Annotated in this window: 18 protein-coding genes; 6 read left to right on the plus strand and 12 right to left on the minus strand. The window is 34.4% G+C overall.

Annotated elements, in window-relative coordinates; all coding sequences use genetic code 11:
- Positions 1-354 precede the first annotated feature (354 nt).
- From JOD96_RS01130 to JOD96_RS01160, 7 genes are all read right to left on the minus strand, one after another.
- The gene (locus tag JOD96_RS01130) at positions 355-633 is read right to left on the minus strand and encodes a hypothetical protein (RefSeq protein WP_209562429.1); all 279 of its coding nucleotides are present in this window, start codon (positions 631-633) and stop codon (positions 355-357) included.
- 10 nt (positions 634-643) lie between these two features.
- Positions 644-1,807 carry an RHS repeat-associated core domain-containing protein gene (locus JOD96_RS01135; RefSeq protein ID WP_209562430.1) on the minus strand — a complete coding sequence of 388 codons (1,164 nt, stop codon included), beginning with the start codon at positions 1,805-1,807 and terminating at the stop codon, positions 644-646.
- Between the two features lie 189 nt (positions 1,808-1,996).
- Positions 1,997-2,746 carry a hypothetical protein gene (locus JOD96_RS01140; RefSeq protein ID WP_209562431.1) on the minus strand — a complete coding sequence of 250 codons (750 nt, stop codon included), beginning with the start codon at positions 2,744-2,746 and terminating at the stop codon, positions 1,997-1,999.
- 135 nt (positions 2,747-2,881) lie between these two features.
- Positions 2,882-3,139 carry a hypothetical protein gene (locus JOD96_RS01145; protein WP_209562432.1) on the minus strand — a complete coding sequence of 86 codons (258 nt, stop codon included), beginning with the start codon at positions 3,137-3,139 and terminating at the stop codon, positions 2,882-2,884.
- A 125-nt stretch (positions 3,140-3,264) separates the two neighbouring features.
- Positions 3,265-3,756 (minus strand): hypothetical protein, encoded by a 492-nt coding sequence (locus JOD96_RS01150; protein ID WP_209562433.1) that lies wholly within the window; start codon positions 3,754-3,756, stop codon positions 3,265-3,267.
- Between the two features lie 143 nt (positions 3,757-3,899).
- Positions 3,900-4,226 carry a hypothetical protein gene (locus JOD96_RS01155; protein WP_209562434.1) on the minus strand — a complete coding sequence of 109 codons (327 nt, stop codon included), beginning with the start codon at positions 4,224-4,226 and terminating at the stop codon, positions 3,900-3,902.
- A 1-nt stretch (position 4,227) separates the two neighbouring features.
- Positions 4,228-4,593 carry a winged helix-turn-helix transcriptional regulator gene (locus JOD96_RS01160; protein WP_209562435.1) on the minus strand — a complete coding sequence of 122 codons (366 nt, stop codon included), beginning with the start codon at positions 4,591-4,593 and terminating at the stop codon, positions 4,228-4,230.
- Between the two features lie 80 nt (positions 4,594-4,673).
- On the opposite strand from JOD96_RS01160, the gene JOD96_RS01165 reads away from it, so the two are divergent.
- On the plus strand, positions 4,674-5,549 hold the full coding sequence (locus JOD96_RS01165; protein WP_209562436.1) for an SDR family oxidoreductase: 876 nt from the start codon (positions 4,674-4,676) through the stop codon (positions 5,547-5,549).
- Between the two features lie 70 nt (positions 5,550-5,619).
- On the opposite strand, the gene JOD96_RS01170 is transcribed toward JOD96_RS01165, so the two are convergent.
- The 4 genes from JOD96_RS01170 to JOD96_RS01185 form a co-directional block, all read right to left on the minus strand.
- Complete coding sequence (locus JOD96_RS01170) at positions 5,620-7,968, minus strand: mechanosensitive ion channel family protein (RefSeq protein ID WP_209562437.1); 2,349 nt, start codon at positions 7,966-7,968, stop codon at positions 5,620-5,622.
- A gap of 325 nt (positions 7,969-8,293) precedes the next feature.
- Positions 8,294-8,680 carry a DUF5367 family protein gene (locus JOD96_RS01175; RefSeq protein ID WP_209562438.1) on the minus strand — a complete coding sequence of 129 codons (387 nt, stop codon included), beginning with the start codon at positions 8,678-8,680 and terminating at the stop codon, positions 8,294-8,296.
- A gap of 2 nt (positions 8,681-8,682) precedes the next feature.
- The gene (locus JOD96_RS01180; protein WP_209562439.1) at positions 8,683-9,528 is read right to left on the minus strand and encodes an NmrA family NAD(P)-binding protein; all 846 of its coding nucleotides are present in this window, start codon (positions 9,526-9,528) and stop codon (positions 8,683-8,685) included.
- 38 nt (positions 9,529-9,566) lie between these two features.
- Positions 9,567-10,478, minus strand: coding sequence for a helix-turn-helix domain-containing protein (locus tag JOD96_RS01185; RefSeq protein WP_209562440.1), 912 nt, complete (start codon positions 10,476-10,478; stop codon positions 9,567-9,569).
- A gap of 393 nt (positions 10,479-10,871) precedes the next feature.
- Here JOD96_RS01185 and JOD96_RS01190 point away from each other — a divergent pair, with 393 nt between their 5' ends.
- Together JOD96_RS01190 and JOD96_RS01195 are read left to right on the plus strand one after the other, a co-directional pair.
- Positions 10,872-11,120, plus strand: a complete 249-nt coding sequence (locus JOD96_RS01190) for a hypothetical protein (RefSeq protein ID WP_209562441.1) — start codon at positions 10,872-10,874, stop codon at positions 11,118-11,120.
- 42 nt (positions 11,121-11,162) lie between these two features.
- On the plus strand, positions 11,163-13,535 hold the full coding sequence (locus JOD96_RS01195; RefSeq protein ID WP_209562442.1) for a hypothetical protein: 2,373 nt from the start codon (positions 11,163-11,165) through the stop codon (positions 13,533-13,535).
- Positions 13,536-13,558: 23 nt separating this feature from the next.
- On the opposite strand, the gene JOD96_RS01200 is transcribed toward JOD96_RS01195, so the two are convergent.
- A complete protein-coding gene (locus JOD96_RS01200) occupies positions 13,559-14,287 on the minus strand; it encodes an AAA family ATPase (RefSeq protein WP_209562443.1) in 729 nt (242 codons plus the stop codon).
- A gap of 175 nt (positions 14,288-14,462) precedes the next feature.
- Here JOD96_RS01200 and JOD96_RS01205 point away from each other — a divergent pair, with 175 nt between their 5' ends.
- The 3 genes from JOD96_RS01205 to JOD96_RS01215 all read left to right on the plus strand — a co-directional run bounded on the left by JOD96_RS01205 (position 14,463) and on the right by JOD96_RS01215 (position 16,383).
- Positions 14,463-14,939 (plus strand): TlpA family protein disulfide reductase, encoded by a 477-nt coding sequence (locus tag JOD96_RS01205; RefSeq protein WP_209562444.1) that lies wholly within the window; start codon positions 14,463-14,465, stop codon positions 14,937-14,939.
- Between the two features lie 3 nt (positions 14,940-14,942).
- Positions 14,943-15,551, plus strand: a complete 609-nt coding sequence (locus JOD96_RS01210; RefSeq protein ID WP_209562445.1) for a thioredoxin family protein — start codon at positions 14,943-14,945, stop codon at positions 15,549-15,551.
- 205 nt (positions 15,552-15,756) lie between these two features.
- Positions 15,757-16,383: a response regulator transcription factor gene (locus JOD96_RS01215; RefSeq protein WP_209562446.1), complete on the plus strand. Its 627-nt coding sequence runs from the start codon at positions 15,757-15,759 to the stop codon at positions 16,381-16,383.
- Positions 16,384-16,396 lie beyond the last annotated feature (13 nt).

A 16,396-nucleotide genomic window follows, 5' to 3' on the forward strand; every position in this document is an offset into this window, starting at 1 on the left:
GGAGCTGCAGTTTAAGTTTATTTATTTGATAACATAAATTTCTTTAAAAAAATATTTAAATCTTTTTTTGATGATTAAATCAGTCCTGTCTCTATTAGTCTCGTAATGCATTTCTTCAAGAATACCTTTAATTTGTTTTTTTCCGGGAGTTTTAAATTCCAATCCAAACCAAATGTCATTTTTATCTTTAGATATTCTGCATAAGATTATTAATAAATGTCTTTATTTACTTTAAAAGGAAGTCTTGGAGGTTATTTTAGGGTTTACATATTAATTTAAAACATGGAAAGAAATGAAACAATTATTTTTGATTTTAAGTTTGTGGGTAATTGTTTTATTAATTCTATCGTTAACTTATCGGATATTTTTATTATTTAAATACTTTTCCAATTCAATGATTAAATTAAAAGTTTGTTCATTATCACAATTTTCTATAATTTGCTTGATAATGTTCGCTTTAAAGGATTCTGAGACCATACCATTCCTAATTAAAAATAAATCTTGCATTAAGTTATCTATTAAAATCCATTCATTATCCGAAATTATTTTTTCTTTTCCATTATTTTGAATATGATATCCATCATAGTATCCTTTATATTTTTTAAAAATTTTCACTTTTTCTGCAGTTAACATACTGTTATTTTTAATGATATTTTATACTTGTAACTTTTGGGTTCTTTAATAACGTTGGATATTCATATAATCTCCAGATACTTTGCATTCCAACACCATGCTCTGCATTTTGGAAAACATGAACTGTTCCCGAGGCTCCTTCAGCGTACTTTGTTGATAATCTTGCCCACCATAAATATGCTTGTGATGCAGATTTCCCCCCTATTGCTGGGTAATAATCCATTCCTTCTGTTAATTTAATTAAGTTTTTTCCTGCTCTAGTTTGCCCTAGGGTTTCGAATCCTTCTGCTAAAGCTTTAGATTCCGTCCCAGCTCCGCTCCAAAAAGCTCTTCCACTACTATTTGCAGCCTTAAAAAAATTCATCGCTGGTGCTTGTGGATTTACAATTTCAAAGGCACTAGCAATGGATTGAAGTCTATTGCCTTCAAATTTATCATCCCAAAGACTGATATCTCCAAATTCACTTGGATGGAAAGCTCTATAGTCTGCTAACGCATCCATATACTTTTCAGCTGCCGCTTGTCTATAAACATCATATCTTTTACCCCCATAATCAGTTTGGATATACATTCCATCAGAGGATTTTCCAGCTGTTTGAACTCCCCAATCACCTTGAGAACTTTGAAAAGCTGTTCCGCCACGAAAGAAGGCAACAACTTTAGCCCAAGTCTCTGATTCCCATCCACCATCAGGATCAATATGACTAACAGGATTATTTCCCATACCAGAATAAGGAGAATAATGTTGCCCATAAGGGTCTGGCGACAACCACCTTCCTAAACGACCATCCCAAAGCCTAAGCTGAAAAGCTTCCATTCCAGTTTCACCATCAACCTCCTGTCCCTGGAATGTATAACGATAACTGCCAAAAACACTACGCTCAGTTATTTGTTCTCCGAAAGGATAATAATCAGCAAAAGATTTTATTGCAGGAAGATTATTCTCTTTTCTAATTACTGCTCTGACATTTCCTAAATGGTCAGTAATCTCATAACTGCTTTGTGTGGTAGCTCTATTATAAACTCCCAACCTGCTAAGCCCAAAGATAGATAAATCTGTTTGAGCTATACTACCGCCACTCGGTAAACTATACACTGCCAAACTATTTCCAGACAGATCTAATGCATAAAATGTTGTTGTTTGCAGATTGTAAGGAGAACTGTATAAAGTCATGAGACGTTTGCACAGCAGATGCGATAAATTTATTCTTTTAAAGAACACTTCGATGAGCGAGGGTAGGAAAATTACATTGAAAAAATTATATTGAGAAATTTAGATTAAGATCTCTCAGTTTAATAAAAAGTTGCAAAATACAAAAGATAATTTTATTTCGCTTTAAAATCTTTTCTTCTGTAAATGAGGCTATTTTGAGACAATTGGAATGTCGAAAAAAACTCTTCTTTCTTGAATTTCAACAAACTTTTTATTTGAGGTGTCCTCATAGTAATACTCGCTTATATATCCTCGAACGTTTTTATTTCCTTTTGTTTTAAATGCAACATTAAATAAAAAATTAAAAGGACTGCCTGAACTTGGCACGGTGTCTTTTCTTATAGAATCAACGTTGCAAAAATCTTTATCGATTTCTGTTGAAAAAAATAAAACAGTACTACTTTTATTTTTAAGTAAAGGAACATAATTTATATTAATATTGTAATACTTTCTTGAGTCATGAAAAATTTCTTTTAGTGAATATTGGTAAAAAGAACTTTTTGAGATATTTATCTTTCTATTTTCTTGGTATGTGTACTCTTGATTAGGATACTCACTAGAACATATTTTTTTAAATTCAACTTTTTTCACTATTTCATTTTTAATATTATAAAAATGCCAAATTCCAATTTTAATACTATCAATAGCAGGACCTTCAGAAATTAAATGTTGGTCTTTATCATAATTTTTAATTATATAATTTTTATTGTATTCGTTAAATATAACTTTACGAAAAATTAATCCATCTTTAAAAAAATATATAGAATCAAAATTATTTTTATCCTTTATAAATGATTTAGATATTACTTTACCATTTATGTCATATTCAATTACTTCACCATTTGTTTTTTCGCAACTATATAAAACAAATAGTAAAACAAGTATCAATACATCCTTCATAATTATTTTGATAGATAAAATTGCCCAGTAGAATTTCTTGTTTTTAACAAGCTATCTCTTTGTCTTTTTGAATCGGCTAGCATTTGTAAGTCCCCTTAAAATGCACATAGTATGCATTTATTATAGAATCATTCTTTATTTCATAACGATAACTGCCAAAAAAACGCTACGCTCAGTTATTTGTTCTCCAAAAGGATAATAATCAGCAAAAGATTTTATTGCAGGAATATTATTTTCTTTTCGAATTACTGCTCTTACATTTCCTAAATGGTCAGTAATCTCATAACTGCTTTGTGTGGTCGCTCTATTATAAACTCCCAATCTGCTAAGTCCAAAGATAGATAAATCTGTTTGAACTATACTACCACCACTCGGTAAATTATACACTGCCAAACTATTTCCAGAAATATCTAATGCATAAAATGTTGTTGTTTGCAGATTGTAAGGAGAACTGCATAAAGTCAGGAGACATTTGCACAGCAGATGAGATAATTTACTCTTTCTGACCAGTCCTGGTACTAAAAATTATCAGTAAACGCTTTGATAATATTTTGATTTGCTTCACAACTTATTTTAATTTGCATTTTAACGAACGTTTTTGTTAAATCTGCTTCACCAAATTTTATAACAATATCTTCTTTTTGATTTAGTGAAATTATCACAGGATCTTTCACAATTGCAAATGAAAAAGCAGTCTTATATTTAGTTATATTTTTAGTTAGAATAATTGGTGTTGATAGTTGTTTAAACATATTGTACTTAGAATAACCAAATATTATGATAGCATCAGAAGTTAAATAGAAATCACATTTTCTGAATAAATAATCTCTGTTATTCATTCCAAAAGTGGTATTTGAGCATGTAGTTTGTTCTATAAAAAGTTTTAAATCATTCTTTTTAATACTCTCAATTATTTGATCATATTTATTTTGTAAAGATTTATTTGAACTAGTAATTATAAATATTATTAGAAAGAAAAAAATAAGAAAGCCTATAATTGGTTGAAACATGATATTTTAATTTTTATGATTGGAAACAATTACTTATTTGTACTATTCATTAGTTTACCATCATATTTTGTTTTATCTCTGAGTTGTAAAAATGTTTCTAATAAATTTTCAAAGCGAAATTTATAGAAATAAAAAATAAGGCTTTAAGGTTTTATAACTTTACAGGAAATAATTTGAAAATCTTCTCTATATATTTCAAGAATTCCTGTTTTTTTTCTGATCACATCTCCAACTTTAATTAATTTTTCAAGTTTATATTCTTCTTCACAATAATCACTGTAAAAATAATTATTAGAGCCATAAAATATTTTAGTTCCTCTGCCTTCAACAATTTTTGTTACTTGAGCAGTGAAAATTTGATTATAAAACTCATTATGTTTACGATAGAACTCACTTTTTGAGTTGTAAACAGCAAACGAAAATATCGAAACTACTATTAATAGCACTAAAGAGAATATTATTTTTTTCATTTTAATTGCCATAAACCCCATCCTTCTCCTTAAAAGCCCACTCTGCCATAGCATGAATAACCGGAATCAGACCATTTCCTGAATTGCTTAAACGATAGGTCACAAATGGAGGAACAACCGGTTTTGCTTCTCTTATAACCAGGCCATCAGCCTCTAATTGTCTCAAGTGCTGAATAAGCATTTTTTCGGTTATGGCCGGAATCGCCCTTTTGAGCTCGCTGTAGCGTTTATCGCTGGTTGATAAATGGTAAAGGATAATGGGTTTCCAATATCCGCCGATTTTTTCCATTACATACGTCACAGGGCAGTTGTCTAAAGCATATTGCTTATTTTCCTGAATTGTAGATGCTTCTTTAATTGCTGTCATGATACATACTTTAGGGTAAGTACTTGTGTAAAAGTAAGTACAAATATACCTTTGTTCTTGTAAATAAAAAACAATTTAAGATGAAAATAATAATTACAGGTTCGTTAGGGAACATCGGAAAACCATTGGCAAAACAATTAGTAAGTGCCGGACACGAAGTAACAGTGATCAGCAGCAATGCGGAGAGAAAACAAGCAATCGAAAAAATAGGAGCGAAGGCAGCTGTTGGTTCCGTAATTGATGCAGGTTTTCTGGCTGATACTTTTGCAGGAGCTGATGCCCTTTTTGCTATGACACCGCCAAATTTGGGAGGAAAAAATGTAATCTCGAATACAGTAAATGCCGGTAAAGCTTTTGCGGAAGCAATAAAAAAAGCAAATATCAAACGAGTTGTCATGCTCAGCAGTATTGGTGCTCATTTGCCAAATGGAACAGGACCAATTGCAGGACTTCATCCAATAGAAGCTTTGTACAGTAATTTGGATATTAATCTGACTATTTTGCGTGCCGGATTTTTCTACACCAATTTCTACAACGATGTCCCGATGATTAAAGGTGCCGGAATTATGGGGGCTAATTATCCTGCCGATCTCAAAATGCCTATGGTACATCCGGAAGATATTGCGGCGGCTGTGGCCGGAGAACTGCAAAAAGATTCTACTGGTAAAAATATCCGCTATATCATCAGCGATGTGCGCACACCTGGCGAGGTTGCAAAAGTTCTCGGAGCTGCAATTGGTAAAACAGATTTGCCATGGATTGAGTTTACAGATGAACAATCTTTGCAGGGAATGACGCAAGCTGGCTTACCGGAAGAAATTGCAGGTTTGTATACCGAAATGGGTTCGGGATTACGAAGCGGTAAAATTGCGGAACATTTCTTTAACGGTAATTTTTCTGTTGACGGAAAAATTAAACTCGAAGATTTTGCTAAAGAATTTGCCGAAAAATTTTAATCGGACTTTGAACCAATAAAAAAGGCCGTTAGATTATTTCTAACGGCCTTTTTGATTTAAATTGAAATGTTTAGCTTGAAAAAGTCAAACCTTTTGCCTTAAAATTGCTGAACAATACCTGACGTGCTGTACTCACCGTTTCTTCGGTTTTGTAAATGCTGCACCAGAATTTGATCTGAATTTTATATTTTCCGTCAGAAATGGCGTTGTAATAAATTTGCGACGGTTTTGTATTGTTTACCAATGCAATAGTTTCCAGAGATTTGTGAATAGTCTCGTTAATCTCATCAGGAGTTATGTCACCTGTAATTTCAATAGAAACCTCGACCAATTTAAAATTGTCTGTATACGTCCAGTTGGTAATGTTCTGAGACAATAAATTACCGTTCGGAATAATAATTTCGGCTCCATTCGGAGCATTGATTTTAGTCGTACGGAGCCCCATTGATTTTACCCGCCCCGATTCTGAACTAATATCGATAACATCGCCAATCTGAATAGGTTTGTCAAAAATCAAAATAATGCCCGAAACGAAGTTATTTACGACATTTTGCAATCCAAGTCCCACACCAACACCTAAAGCCCCTAAAAGTATGCTTAATTTGTCCAGAGGCATGCCAGAAGCGGCAACAGCCAGAAGATATCCGACAATTAAAACAACCAGTCGTGTAATAAGCAGTTTTGAGTGTTGTCTTTTGTTTATATTTTCTTCGTTTTCATCATCGACTTCCCCAAAAAAGTAAGCCACATATTTCTGCAGTAAATGTGCTACCCAAATGATGATAAAAAACAAAAGAATGTTTCCTAAAGTAAAAGTAATGCTACCAATCGTGTTCGGATGGCTAAGCAGATTTCCCAGAGAAGTACGAAGCGATTCCCAAAAATTCAGATTAGAACCAATAACCACAAGCCACATATAACTGATAATGATAATAAACGGCTTTTTGAGTGTATCCGACAAACTTTCGTGGTCAAAAATCTTTTCGATTCCGCGTTTTACCCTTGTAGTGTAGATTTGAAGCAGAATAATTTCAAGAATTATTTTTATAAGTACGCTTAATGCAACAATCTGCGTAAGTGAAACAAAAGCAGTCAAACTTAGCATGTTAGAAAGTGATACTCGTCCAAAAAGGTTATAAAGTATCGATAATCCGTTAAAACCAATAAAAATTATATTAGCCCATTTAAAGAAGCCTTTGATGTACAATTCGTTCTTTAAACTCTTGATCTGTACTAAGCCATAACGAATTCCTAAAACGTTAATTATAATAAAGCAACAGCGTTGCAATAATCCAACAGTGATAAATAAATCAAGGAAACAGAGCGCAAAAAACAATCCTAACAAGAACATCCAGTTGCGCATTGCGTTTCGTGACCAGTGATTTTTGAAAAGTATGGTAAGAATTCCAAGTAAAATAAGCTGCAGCAATTCTATAAACAGAGCAGGAGCATACAGGTTGCCCACTACAGCTATATTTAAGCCTATTACAGCCACCGGAATGATAACACCCTTGTTAAGGTATTTAAAATTAAAAAGAGTCAGATTTTCGGCATGACCGTTGTTTTTTAAGTATTTCAGGTTACGGAAAATATACCAGCCCAGTAATCCCATTAAAATAGCCAGCGTAATTAATCCTCCCGCACGATAACTTAAGTAATAAGCAGCAACGCTTTCTTCTATAATAATTTTTGATTTGATTGTTTGCTCATCCTTTTTCACAGGTACAGAATCTGTGATGTTCCATAAAAAAGGATACTCTTTTCTGAGCATGCTGATTCCCGATTTTTCAAGATTATTTTCTACAGTAATCAGGGCATTAGAAACAGCAATTTTTCTTTCTACGGTAAGTCTTTTATTTTTGTTTAAAACACTTTGGTTTTTAGTCATCAGACTATCCGTTTTTTTGTATTTCTTTCTAAGATTCGCAAATTCGTTTTTAAAATGTTTGCGTCGAATAGTATCTTTTATCAGTGTAACTAATGTTTTGTCCTTTCGCAGTTCGATAAAACGGTCTTTGATTTTCTCCAGGTTTTTATTGCGTAAATTAATGGCATCATTTTGCTCATCAAGCTCCTGCTGAATTTCTTTTAGAACAATGCGGTACATTTGCTGATTACGCACATTTGGATTTGCCCCTTTAAGGCTTTCTAAAATTAAATCGAGTTTGCTTTGGGTTCTTTTGATTTCTCCAAACAAGTGGTGGCTTGCTCCGTCAAAATCGGCATCGTTGTAAGCAGTTTCCATAACGGCACTAGCTTTTTCGATTGCCATCAGATAATCACTGTCGGTTGTTGTTTCCTCAAATAATTTCGATTTACCTTCTGTTTTTTTAGGCGCCGTCTGTGAGTAGGCCAACGGTGAAAAAAGCAATAAAGCAAATAAGGCTGATAAAACAATAAAATTTCTTTTTTGGATCATAATGTAAATAATGAATTAGGGTCTCCAAATTTAATTTTTTTTAAGGAACATTCGATGTTATTTCGTAAGATTTGAAATGAACTTTGTGTGAAATTTTTAAGTACTGCCAAGCCAGAGCCTTATATACCAAAATTATGTTTTCTAAATATAAAAAAAGTTGAAAAAAGGCCAAAAAACGAATTTGTAAGAATCGATGTAAGTTTATTGTAAACCAGTATTTTAAAATATTCAATTCAAACAAATACTTTATATTAATAAATAAAAAAATCCAATTATAAAAAATTGGATTTTTTGTTGCTTTGAAATCAAAATATGGACATAAAATTCACTTTTTGGTTTTAATTTTAATTCTCCAGAAGCTATAAACCGTAATAGTATTGATTGACGTCAGTAACCAAAGAAACGGACTTGAAAAAAAGCTCTGATAGCTCCTACCGTTCGGTATTTCGACATACGGAACTGTTATTAAAGCGTCTAAAATCAATGCGGTAAGCGACATTGCAGTACCAAGGGTCAAACCATTCGTTTTAGGGCTGTTTTTATAATAAAAATAAGCTCCTGATGATGAATATAAAACAATTATTATCAGTATTGTTATAGCTTGTATGTTAAAGTTATTTTTTAATACAGGAAACTGTTCGAAAACATAGAACGAAAGACTAACACAGAGCCATACAAAAATGCCTGGAAGCAGAATTTTTACATACTTCATCGCTATTGATTTTGAACATCAACGATATTCCATATTCCGCTTTTTGCTGTCTCATTTGCGTAGGTAGTAAAATTAGTTGGTTTGCGTCCGGTTATTTTTTCGATATCATTTGTAATGCTTGAATTTCTTCCATCCAAAACCTGCTCAAAAAGATAATTTACCAGCCAGATATAATCTTCAGGAACCTGGTATTCTCGAAGCATTTGTATGTATTCTCCCAGCGTCAGAGACTGGAATTGTATCTCTCTGTCTGTTGCCTTTGCAATAATTGAAACTGCCTCAGGAAAGCTCAAAAGTTCCGGTCCGGTAAGTTCGTATGTCTGGCCGTTGTGTTTGTCGTTTAAAAGGCATTCTGTAACGACATCTGCGATATCATCTGCGTCGGTAAAAGGTTCCAGTGCTTCTGCTCTTGGTAAAGCCACAAAACCGGCTAAAATAGGTTCTAAAAAGAAGCTTTCGCTAAAGTTCTGATTAAACCAGCTCGCTCTTACAATTGTCCAGTTTTTAGCAGAAGCTTTTACAATTTCCTCGCAAACCTGCGCTTCTTTTTCACCTCTTCCGGATAATAAAACCATTTTCTGTACGCCTAGTCTGGTGGCTAATACGGTAAATTCTTTAATGATTTCGGTTGCGGCAGGAACAGCCAGATCAGGCTGAAAAGTAATATAAACCGTATCTGCTCCGCTGAGAACTGCCGGCCATGTCTCAGGATTTTCCCAGTCAAAAGGGGTTTTTGCAGTACGGGAACCCATAATAATTTCGACATCATTTCTTAATTGTAAACGATCCACAACTCTTTTCCCTGTTTTTCCATTAGCACCAAGTACTAAAATTTTCTTTTTGCTCATATCAATATTTTTTTAAATGAATACTGATACAAAGGTGTTTACTTCTTTACTAAACCATTTGTTGCAAAAGAATTATGATTTGTTTGAAAAGCATTTTGCCTGACTTCATTCGGGCGGACGGCAAATTTTTTATAAAAAGCATTAGAGAAAGAACTAATGCTCTCGTAGCCTACATCCCAGGCTGCTTCCTGTACCGTTTTGTTGCTGTTCTGCAATAATTCATATGCCTTATTAAGACGCTCTTCCTGTACATATTTAAAAACCGGAATGCCAAATAGTTCCTTAAAGTTCTTTTTTAATTTATTACTGTTGAGCCCGACCATTTTAGAAAGCTGCGTTATAGAGGGCGGCTGCGAATAGTTGTGTGTAACGATTTCTTTTGCCTTAAAAATTTTATCCCTGTCTTTTTCAGAAAAATCAATTTTTTGATCTGTTGCAAGTAAAGCAAAAAAGTGTGCCAGAAGCTCATTGACCTGACTTTTTAGAAACAGCAATCTTGTATTTTCCGTATAGGTGGTGTTAAAGATTTTCTGTACCGCCAACTGCATTTCCAGCGTCATATAAAACGATGGTCCTTTAACAAAATGTTCTTGAGGATTTAATAATTGGGGTAAATATTTTTCAAAAATCTCTTTTTCTGCTTGTGGCAGCATAGGAAGATTTTTTAGTTTGGTAAAAATACTAATCGATTGTAAAGGCTTATCGGGTTCAATTTTATGGGCAAATTCAACCTTCTGATTTCCGAAAAAACAAATGGCCAGACCAGTTGTATTGGTTAAATATTTGGTTTGTTGGTTGTGTTTTATTTCAAGCTCGACATTGCCCGAACCATAAAATGCAAATCCAACAGCATCTCCGTCGATTTCGCATTTCTGAACGAATGTTTTTGAAGCTTTTGATTGCTCAATTAAAACAATAAAGTCATTTAATTCGATAATATCTGTCGTCATTTTGCCGGTTTTAGCGTATTGTTTGTCAGGTTTTTAATAGGACATCAAATTCAGAATTTGTTACGTGAATTTAAAAATATTTTTGAATGAAGGTTCAATTATGGTAAGAATACTATTTTTTGGCTGTTTTCTGATGTTTCAAATTATATTCTTGTTGCATTTTATAGAATGAAACATATTTGCAGAATATGGTGTGTTAGTTATTGGTAATTTAGTGATAACCAAACAATAAGCCATTCAGATACAAATCTAACTATGAGATGTTTTTTAAATCATAACAATAAGTGGTAAAAATACAGCTGAAAGATAGAGATCTCTTATAATCACAACAGACAAGGCCTATTAACTGCGGTTTGTCCTGCTTATTGATTTACTAATTATAAAATCAAAAATATGTCTCTTCCCAACGAATTGTACAATGCAAAATTCGCAGAATATCTCGAATCTCTAAAGATTTTGTATTTGATTGACGATCAGTTTAAATCGATCTGTAATGAATATTGCAGCAGTCGTGAAAAAACCGAAAAATACAAGAAAAAGTTTGAAAAAAACTTCCGGCATAAATTAGAATTTGAAAATCTGTCAAAAGAACTTGAAGAAGAAATTCTCATTTATTTAATCCGGAATGATAGTAATGCATAATAAGAAAAATCAATTTGAAGTTTATCCCTTAAAAATAAAGCCATGAATTGTACTAAAGTTATAAAGAAGATGCTCAAATTACTGGTAATTGGTATCATTTTAAACTCTTATTCCTGCCAAAAAAATAAAGATGAAAAACTGGCCGATGTTGTAAAACCTTCCTCGGCAGATTCGGTATCCACAACAGATATTGGCTGGCCCAGAGAAGTAACAGCCAACGGATCAAAACTGGTTTATTATCAGCCTCAGATTGACCAATGGAAAGATTTTAAAGAACTGACGGCGGCTGTTGCGTTTTCCCTGACCCCAAAAGATGGCAAAGAAGTGTTGGGAGTTGCTTCCTTAAAGACAGAAACGCTGGTAGATAAGGATTCCAGAAATGTATTTTTTAAAAATATCGAAATAACCGATGTTCGATTTCCCGCACTTGATGAAAAGCTGGTACCTAAAACGGAGCAATTACTCAAAGAATTATTTCCAAAAGGAGGAAACCCAATTTCGTTAGACCGTGTAATGGCTGACATGGAAAGAAATAATACACCGGCAAAAGGGGTTGCGGTAAAAAATGATCCTCCGCCAATATTTTACAGCGCAAATCCGTCTGTATTGCTCATTGTTCAGGGAGAACCTGTCCTGGTTCCGGTAGAAAAAACGGGCATAAGTTATGTGGTAAATACCAATTGGGATTTGTTTTTTCATAAACCATCCAAAAACTATTACTTACTGGTCGAAAATATATGGCTCACCTCCAAAACTTTAGATGGAAAATGGACCAAAACCAGCAGCCTGCCAAAGGATTTAAACAGTTTACCATCGGGCCAGAATTTTGATGAAGTCAAAAAGATGATTCCACCGCCATCAGTAAAAACAGAATTGCAGGTTTTCTTTAGCGATAAGCCGGCAGAGCTCATTTCTGTAGCCGGCGCGCCAAAATTTGTAAAAATACCGGGAACGCAGTTAATGTATATTGAAAATACTGATAACGATGTCTTTGCCGATGAAAAAGACGGACAATATTATGTTTTATTATCAGGAAGATGGTTTAAAGCCAAAGAACTGACAGGACCATGGAGTTTTTCGACTAATAATCTCCCATCAGATTTTGCAAAAATCCCAAAAGATTCCCCACGCGCCAGTGTACTTTCATCCGTTCCCGGCACTATAGAAGCTTCAGATGCCGTATTGTTGTCCCGGGTTCCGACAACTGCTATTGTTAAAAAGACAGATGCAGAAGCCAAAGCCAAAGTACATTACGATGGAGATCCTCAATTTAAGCCAATAGAGGGCACTTCTATGCAATATGCAAGCAATACACAAGAAAAAGTTATCAAGGTAGGAGACATGTATTATTTGTGTTTTCAGGCGGTCTGGTTTATGTCTTCGCAGCCAAATGGCCCGTGGAAGGTAACAAGTTCAGTACCAAAAGAAATTTATACTATTCCTCCAAGTTCTCCGGTTTATAATGTTACCTACGTGACACAAACCAATGTTACCGATACAACAGTAGAAAGCAGTACAACCGCAGGTTATTTCGGGGCTTTTATTATGGGCGCTGTCATAGGATCTGTGCTGACCTACGGAACAGGTTTTTATTATCCTCCGTTTATGTATTATGGCCCAATGTATCCAATCTACCGTCCGTGGCCGTGTACCTATGGCATTGGGGCGGTGTATAACCCGTGGACAGGCGGCTGGGCAGCCGGGAGAGCAGTTTACGGTCCGTACGGAGCTGCGGGAACTTCTGCATGGTACAACCCGGCGACAGGACGATATGGCCGTTCTGCAAGTGTGCAGGGTTGGTACGGCGGACGTACGGTTGCCAGTTCTTATAATCCATGGACAGGAAATTACGGAGGAACAGTTCAGAATCATAATGCATATGCACAATGGGGACATTCTGCAGCATCAAATGGTCATGATTGGGTACAAAGCGGTCACGTAACAACCAGACGCGGAACTGTAGTTGGCTATAAGACTTCTGGCGGAAAGGAAGGCGTAATTACACATCACAGAGGCGGTGGCACAACAATTCATACCAACAATAATCTGTACGCGGGACATGACGGACATGTTTACAAAAGAGACAGTAACGGAAACTGGAGCCATTATAATAACGGCAATGGTGGATGGACACAGGCGGGAACTTTGGGAGCTTCAAAAAAATCAGGAGAAAGGATTCAGCCAGCAGGAGACAAAATTAATCGGGACAATAATCTCAATTTGCAAAAACCGGACAGAGTATTGGGTTCACCTGATAAACCACTTGGGGCGCCGGGCCATTCCAGTACAATTGACGGATTAAATCATTCTGATATCTCCCGACAGAGAGGGAATGTTCAAACACGAAATTTCCAGAATTTCCAGAGAAGTGGTGGCGGCCGTCTTGGCGGAGGCGGATTCAGAGGCAGGAGATAAATAAAAACAGGGTTTAGAAATCATTACTCTAAGCCCTGTTTTTTATTCTTATCAAATTCTAATTCTGCAATGATCTGTTTTTTCATTACAGTGTGTACATAATCTTTGGCTTCGGCATACGATATGGCATATTTTCTCGGAACATCTTGTAAATGAGGAGGAAAAGCATCGAGTAATTTATCGTAATACACATCAAGCAGTTCTTCAGTTGGCATCTCAAATTGCAGTCTCAGCTGAAACCTTCTTAATAATGCCGTATCAATACTTTGATAGTGATTGGTAGCACAAATCAGTAAACTATCCGTTGGAAAATAATCAATCAGCTGGATAATTGTATTGACAATACGCCTCATTTCGCCCACATCTTTGTCCTCACTGTCACGGCTTTTTCCGATCTGGTCAAATTCATCCAGAAACAGAACCGCTTTTTCGCGAATTGCTTTCTCAAATATGGCTTTTACATTTTTGGAAGTTTCCCCAAGCTTTGCATTAATTAGAGTACTTAGGTTAATGATAACTATATTTTTGTCTAACGCTGTAGCAATAGCCTTTGCCGTTGTGGTTTTGCCACAGCCGGAATGACCATGAAGCAGGATTTTATTATCGACCTTAAGATTATATTTTTTTAATTCCTCAAGATATTGATGCTCCTTTATGGTTTGAGACAGGGCTGCTTTGTTTTCATCACTAAAAAGTAAATCACTTAAAGCTATTTTTTCGGGATCAGTTACGGTAAGTTCGTACAGATTCATTTTAAGTTTTTATTTAGTGCAAAATTAGAATTTATTCTTCAATTTTTTCATTCAAATTTCTTTTGCAAAAGATTGCTTCTGCAGGAATCAGGAGAGAAAATTTTTTGGATTGCAATTCATTAGTTTATATTTGTAAGGAGCAATATAATTGAACCCTCTTTTAAGTAGTAATAAAATGAAAATCAGAATCTTTATACTTTATGTTTTCCTTTTGACCGGTTCTGTAATGTCGTACAGCCAAAATGTAAAACTAATTACAGTCGACCAGCTTCAGGAGAGAATAAAAAACGGAAAAGACAGTACGTATGTGGTCAATTTTTGGGCAACCTGGTGTGCTCCGTGCATCAAAGAATTGCCTCATTTTGAGAAACTGAGTCAGGAATTTAAATCAGATAAGCTGGCAGTTGTATTGATCAGTGTTGATTTTAAATCAAAACTGGCTTCTGCGGTTGTGCCTTTCGTCAAAAGAAAAAAACTTAAAAATCAGGTTTTTCTTTTAAATGAAAGCAACCCACAGGAATATATAGATCGTATAGATCCGTCGTGGTCAGGCAGTATACCGGCAACACTTTTTATTAAAAACGGCAAACGTACATTTGTCGAAAGCGAATTTACTTACGAACAATTACTAACAGAATATAAAAAATTATAAATCATGAAAAAGTACATCACGCTTCTGCTGGTTTTTACAGCAATTCTTTCTCAGGCACAAAGCAAAACCCTGAAAGCCGGAGAAACCGCACCGGATTTTAAATTAAAAAATGTAGACAACAAACAAATTTCTTTTGAAAGTTATCCAAAAGCGAAAGGTTTTATTGTAGTTTTTACCTGTAATACGTGTCCGTATGCAAAAGCTTACGAACAGAGAATCTTAGATCTTGACGCAAAGTTCAAATCGCAGGGATATCCTGTAATTGCCATTAATCCAAATGATCCTGAGGCTTCAAAAGCTGACACCTTTGATAAAATGCAGGATTTGGCAAAAGAGAAAAAATATTCTTTCCCTTATTTGTTCGATCAGGGACAAGTGGTTACAGATCAATATGGGGCCAAACATACACCGCATCTTTTTGTAGTTTCTAAAACAGAAAAAGGAACGGTTGTAGAATATACCGGTGCAATTGATAATGATCCGGAAGGGACAAAAAGTGAAAAAACAAAGTATGTTGAAGAGGTGGTTGCTTCTCTGCTAAATAATAAAAAACCAGCCATTACTGAAACAAAAGAGATTGGCTGCACTGTAAAAAGAAAAACAAAAGCTTAATCTTTACAAAACATTCCTAATTTGTCAAAAACGTCTCAATTATAGAGGCGTTTTTTTATTTTCAAAATCAAAACATTTACAATGAATTTTCTTATAATTAACAATAAAGCTTAAAGTGTTATAAGAAAAAAACTATTTTTTAACGTTTAGTTTGCTTCTTTACATGATTTATATCTATTTTTGTTTAGACCAAATCTAAATAACAATGAAAAATTTCCTTATTGCAGATTCTGAAAACCTACATATAATAGGATTGAAATATACACTCAAAAAATTGGTGAAATCACTCAATTTAAAAATTGTAAATTCAAGAGAAGAATTATTTAGATGTTTAGATTCCGGTGCAGTGGAATGTCTGATTATTGATCCAAATAATATTTTTCTTTTTTATGATGATGATTTAAAAACGATAAAAACCACTTATCCAAAATGTAAAATCATAATCCTGTCTTATTTTAAAAACAAACAAACCATAAACAGCTTCTTAAAAGACAATATAAATGGCTTTATTTCAAAAGATTGCGAAGAACAAACCATTTATGATGCCTTATATAAAATCGAGCATGGTGAAAGGTATTTGTGCCCAAAAACTTTAAACGCACTTATCGATGCATTTGTATTGCCAAATCCCGAAAACGATCAGAAACTAACTTTAAGGGAGTTTGAAATTTTGAAACAAATTGCAAAAGGCAATGATGGTAAAAAAATCGCATCACAGCTTTTTATCAGCATTCACACTTTCCGTACCCACAGAAAAAATATCATGAAAAAGACGGGCAGACATACCACTCCTGAACTGATTCTGTATGCTTTAGAGAATAAAATAAAGTAATTTTCGTATAATG

The sequence above is a fragment of the Flavobacterium sp. 1355 genome (assembly GCF_017833415.1).
Lineage (GTDB): Bacteria > Bacteroidota > Bacteroidia > Flavobacteriales > Flavobacteriaceae > Flavobacterium.